This window comes from Streptomyces europaeiscabiei, assembly GCF_001550375.1.
Classification (GTDB): Bacteria; Actinomycetota; Actinomycetes; order Streptomycetales; family Streptomycetaceae; genus Streptomyces; species Streptomyces europaeiscabiei.
Genome location: NZ_LRTR01000152.1, coordinates 1 through 3,450, shown reverse-complemented (window position 1 = coordinate 3,450; position 3,450 = coordinate 1). Strand labels below are relative to the sequence as shown.

The following is a 3,450-nucleotide window of genomic DNA, read 5'->3' as shown; positions in this document are numbered from 1 at the left end:
CTCGCACCCGAGTCGGCCGAGCCCGACGCGCCACGCCCGGACGCCGTACCCCCCGACGCCGTGCTCCCCGAGGCCGCGCCCTCCGGCGCAGTACTCGCTGATGCCGTAAGCCCCGCGGTATCGCCCGACACCGAACGCTGCAGCGAAGCACCGCCGGAAGCCGTGTGCCCGGACGAAGCACCGCCCGAGGCGCCGCCCGGTGTCGTATGCCCGCCCGAGGTACCGCCCGACGCCGTACTCCCGGTTGAGGCAGCCCCGGACGCCGTACGCCCGGTTGAGGCAGCCCTCGAAGCCGTACCCCCCGGCGCCCCAGCGGCCCCGGAAGCCTGCGGTCGTGCCGTCGGCAGCGTCCGTCGCTGGACGGCGGGCGGCGCGGCAGGGGACTTGGTCAACGGGGCCGGGCGGGTGGTGCGGGGCGGTACGGGGGTCACCCGGGGTCCGGTCGGGCGGGACGGTGTGATCTGGTAGGGCGCCCGCTGTACCGGCCGGGGGTCGGCAGTCAGGCCGGCAGGCAGGTCGGCACGCGCCTCGGGCTCCTCGTACGCCACCGGCAGGGTGCGCGAGGGCAGTTCGAGACCGGCGACGGGTGCCGCCGACGTGGTGAGGACGTCCTTGACCAGCCCGCCCGGCGCTCCGGGCAGGACGGCATGCGACAGGGTCCCGGTGAAGGACGGGTTCTGCCAGGTGCTCAACCGCCCGCTGAACCCGGCGTCCGCGACGACGGCCCGCCCCCCGATGGCCCGCTGCAGAGGGGCGAGCCCCTCCCAGCCACGGCCCGAGGCAACACCACCGACCGAGGCAACACCACCGGCCGAGGCAACACCACCGGCCGGAGCGGCCCCGCCAACCGGAGCGGCCCCGCCAACCGAAGTGCCCCCGTCGGCCGGAACAGCCCCGCCGACCGCGGCGGCCCCCGTCGCCCCGGACGCACCGGTCGGCGAAGCCAGGGCGTCTCCCGACCCGGCGCCGAACGAACCGCCGCCCGCGCTCGCCGGATTCCCCTTCGAACCCGCACGCCCAGCGGCGGACGTCACCTCGCCCACCGGGCCGGCCCCGGCCCCGGCCGCAGAGCCCATGCCGGTACGGACGTCTCCCGGGACGGCCCGACCACCCGAGCCGTACCCCTCACCCGAGTCGGCCCCGTCGACTCGACCCCGGCGCCCCGCCGGCCCGGCGGCACCCCGTAGGCGATCCAAGAACCCCACGTGTCAGCCCTCCGCCCCGCCCCGTGTCACGAGGGACGCGATCTGTTCGGTGTAGCGGCGGCGGTCGTGGTGTTCGAGGTCGAGGATCTCCTCGAAGCTCCAGTGGAAGTGGTAGGCGACGTACGCGATCTCCTCGTGCAGCCGGTCGGTCGCGTACGTCACGATTCCCCCAGGCGGCTCCCGCCGAGTTCGACCTCGAAGGGCTCGGAGCAGTGGGGGCACTCCACGGCCGCACGGGTGTGACCCTCCGCGTTGACCTGCCGGTAGAAGTCCTGGAGGAACGCGAGGTCGGACGCGAACATGTTCTCCACGATCCCGTCGTGGACCATCGGCAGGTTGCCGAGCCGGGTGATGACCCGGCCGAGCAGCACGACCGACAGATACGCCGGGTTCTCCTGGACACGCACGTCGCGGAGCGGGATCAGCTCGTCCCGGGCGGTGGCGAGTCGCATCACGCCCTCCCGGTGGAGGTTCCCCGCCTCGTCGACGTAGCCGCGCGGCAGCTCGAAGGGGAACTCCGTCCGCAGCCGCTGCGCCACCGGCGCGACGGCCGGAGCCGGAGCCGAAGCCGGAACAGGAGCGGATGCGGAGACGGGGGCGAAGGCGGAAGCGGCCGCGGACGGAGTCGCCTCCGTGCCCGTGCCCGCACCCGTCTCCGCACCCGGAACGTCCACGATCGAACCCGCGCCCGCGCCCGCCCTGGCAGCCGTACGCCGCATTACTCGATGACCAGTTCTTCGAAGACGATGGTCACGGTCTCGGTGAGCGCGGACGCCTCGCCGGCCTTGAGGGTGCTCGCGTCGATCTTGCTGCACCAGGCGTTGCGCATGTTGTACCGCTTCACCGGATTGTTCTGATAATCCATCATGATGATGGACGCGTTCTTACGTGCCGAGCCCATCTGACCGTTGATGGAGTCGTTGATCCACGTGTTGAACGCGGCCGACTGGGTCATACCGCGCACCACGGTGCACTGCCCGTTCTTCTGCACACCGGGCAGCAGATTGACCTCGGGCCGGCCCTGGGCGGAGTTCTGCTGGTACGTGATGACGTCCTGTTCGAGGGTGAGGCCGCTGACCTCCGCGAGGTACTCGACCATCACCCCGTCGATCTGGAGGCCGAAATTGTGTGAGGTAAGGGCGTCACCCGGCGCGAGACTCATCTGTTCTGTGTCCTTCTGAGGGGGCAGGGGCAAGGGGCTTGCGGAACGGCTGGTGTACGAACGCAGGTGGGCGCGGGCCGGACGGCCTACTCCTCCAGCTCACCGTTGCCGCTGGAGAACTGGGCCAGCCGGAAGATCACGAACTCGGCGGGCTTGACCGGGGCGATACCGATCTCGCAGATGACCCGGCCGAGGTCGACCGACTCCGGCGGGTTGGTCTCGTCGTCGCACTTGACGTAGTACGCGTCCTCGGGCCGCTGGCCGAAGAGGGCGCCGCTGCGCCACTCGTTGACCAGGAACGCGGAGACGTTGCGCCGGATCCGGGCCCACAGCGCGTGGTCGTTCGGCTCGAACACCACCCACTGGGTGCCGATCAGGATCGACTCCTCCAGGTAGTTGAAGTACCGGCGGATGTTGAGGTAGCGCCAGGCCGGGTCGGAGGACATCGTGCGGGCGCCCCAGACGCGGATGCCGCGGCCCGGGAAGGCGCGGATGCAGTTGACGCCGATGGGGTTGAGGAGGTCCTGCTCGCCGCGGGTGATCTGCAGCTCCAGGTCGACCGCGCCCCGTACGACCTCGTTGGCGGGCGCCTTGTGCACACCGCGCTCGAAGTCGTTGCGGGCCCAGACGCCGGCGACGTGACCGCTCGGCGGGATGACGCGGGACTGGCCGCTGGCCGGGTCGAAGACCTTGATCCAGGGGTAGTAGAGGGCCGCGTACTTGGAGTCGTACCCGGCGGTCTCCTGGCGCCAGACCCGGATCTGACGGGCGTTGAGGCCGGGCGGCGGGTCGATGACGGCGACGCGGTCGCCCATCAGCTCGCAGTGCGCGATCAGACCGAGCTGGACGGCCTTGACGGCCTCCAGGTCGATCACGCCGCGCTGGTAGGCGGCCATCAGGTCGGGCACGGCGACCATCGAGATCTCGTCCACGGCCTCCAGGCCGCCGAAGCCGGTGCGGTCGGCGGAGTCCCCGAGGTACTCGGCCGGGCCGGGGTGACCGCCGTCCGTCGCGGCGGGCGTGACGGAGGCGGGAGCGGCGGGGGGCCCCCCCGCCCCCGGGTTGGTGTTGGGGGGGGCGGGG

4 protein-coding genes and 1 pseudogene are annotated in these 3,450 nt (G+C 72.1%); 1 reads left to right on the top strand and 4 read right to left on the bottom strand.

Translation table 11 applies throughout. The features are described from left to right. Window positions 1-468, top strand: a pseudogene (locus tag AWZ10_RS52855) (hypothetical protein); the annotation flags it as partial. A gap of 740 nt (window positions 469-1,208) precedes the next feature. Here AWZ10_RS52855 and AWZ10_RS52245 read toward each other — a convergent pair. From AWZ10_RS52245 to AWZ10_RS06850, 4 genes are all read right to left on the bottom strand, one after another. Continuing rightward, entirely contained in the window at window positions 1,209-1,367 is a 159-nt protein-coding gene (locus tag AWZ10_RS52245; RefSeq protein WP_086750330.1) for a DUF6760 family protein, read from the bottom strand. Then, on the bottom strand, window positions 1,364-1,924 hold the full coding sequence (locus AWZ10_RS06860; protein ID WP_060890666.1) for a hypothetical protein: 561 nt from the start codon (window positions 1,922-1,924) through the stop codon (window positions 1,364-1,366). The genes AWZ10_RS52245 and AWZ10_RS06860 overlap by 4 nt, the downstream gene beginning before the upstream one ends. Further along, window positions 1,924-2,367, bottom strand: coding sequence for a phage tail protein (locus AWZ10_RS06855; RefSeq protein WP_033526822.1), 444 nt, complete (start codon window positions 2,365-2,367; stop codon window positions 1,924-1,926). Before AWZ10_RS06855 ends, AWZ10_RS06860 begins: the two co-directional genes overlap by 1 nt. A gap of 86 nt (window positions 2,368-2,453) precedes the next feature. After that, on the bottom strand, window positions 2,454-3,450 hold a 997-nt coding region (locus AWZ10_RS06850; protein ID WP_167365922.1), incomplete at its 5' end, for a phage tail sheath family protein.